Source organism: Bartonella sp. MR30HLJHH, assembly GCF_042194195.1.
GTDB classification, from domain to species: Bacteria; Pseudomonadota; Alphaproteobacteria; order Rhizobiales; family Rhizobiaceae; genus Bartonella; species Bartonella grahamii.
The window spans coordinates 1-1,051 of record NZ_JBHIMO010000081.1; the positions used below are offsets into that span (position 1 = coordinate 1).

Genomic DNA, 1,051 nt, shown 5'->3' on the forward strand with positions numbered 1-1,051 from the left:
AATGATGTCATTAATTATGACTCAAAAGGAGCAATGATGAAAGCTGTCATCACTAAGCCAATGTGTGTTGTTGGAGACAATAAAAGCACTGTTCGCTTTGAACCATCAACACCCAATAATCCATTTGTTGAAGTTTCCAATCAAGTCTACGCACGTCTCAAACGCGCTAATGCTGTAAAACCTTTTATTGGAGTCAAGACAACAGCAAAAACAGACAAGGCAGTTGAACAAATTAAGCAGATAAAACAAGAAGCCGTACAAACATCGTCTGAACCAGTGACAAAGGAAATTCCACTCGAACAGCCAAAAGCATCTAAAGCTTCTAAGTCATCAACACCTACCCCCAAAAAGGCTTAGAAGTTGAAGTTAATCATCCACCAAAAATGGTATCTTCAACAGGTGAAGGATACCTTCACCAGTCTTCAAGCACCACGCCTTAATTGGGCTTTGCGTAATGCTGTAAACACCTCTGCAAAACAAGTCGAACGCTTTGCAGAAAAACAAATTGCCGATGTTACATCTGCCCAATCAAAGCGTGTCAAAAAAGGCGTTTATATTAAAGGAAAGGCTACAGCAAAGCTTCTCGAGACAGATATCATTGGTTCTGGAACACCGATACCTCTTAAATTTTTTCAAGCAAAAGAAACAAAACGCGGCGTAACTTACAAAATGTTTGGAAAAAAAGAAATCTTACCCCATGCTTTTATCAAAGGTGGGAGTTTTCCAAAGCGTGTTGAATTAAAAAAGCTGAATGGGAATGTGTTTCAAAGAGCGGATGGAGATCAATTCCCTATTGCAAAACAAGAGGGACCCTCAATTGCTGGGGTGATGTCCAAGCCAGAAATTGCAAGTGCTATCGCACAATATGCCAGTGAACGATTAACCAAAAATATACAGTACCAACTTGCTCGTCAAGAATATGCCGCCAATAAGAAAGCTAAATAATGTTCTTAAGCTATGTCACCACACTACTCACTTTAATTGTAATTTTTAAAGCAGATTATCACTTGCGCTTTGGTTTTCTCCAGAAAAAATACAATAAAATCAATGC

At 38.8% G+C, this 1,051-nt stretch carries 2 protein-coding genes; both read left to right on the forward strand.

The annotated features are described in order from the left end of the window. Positions 1 to 36 precede the first annotated feature (36 nt). Complete coding sequence (locus tag ACFIKR_RS09385) at positions 37 to 357, forward strand: hypothetical protein (RefSeq protein ID WP_375620509.1); 321 nt, start codon at positions 37 to 39, stop codon at positions 355 to 357. Between the two features lie 3 nt (positions 358 to 360). Further along, positions 361 to 945: a hypothetical protein gene (locus tag ACFIKR_RS09390; protein ID WP_375659653.1), complete on the forward strand. Its 585-nt coding sequence runs from the start codon at positions 361 to 363 to the stop codon at positions 943 to 945. Positions 946 to 1,051 lie beyond the last annotated feature (106 nt).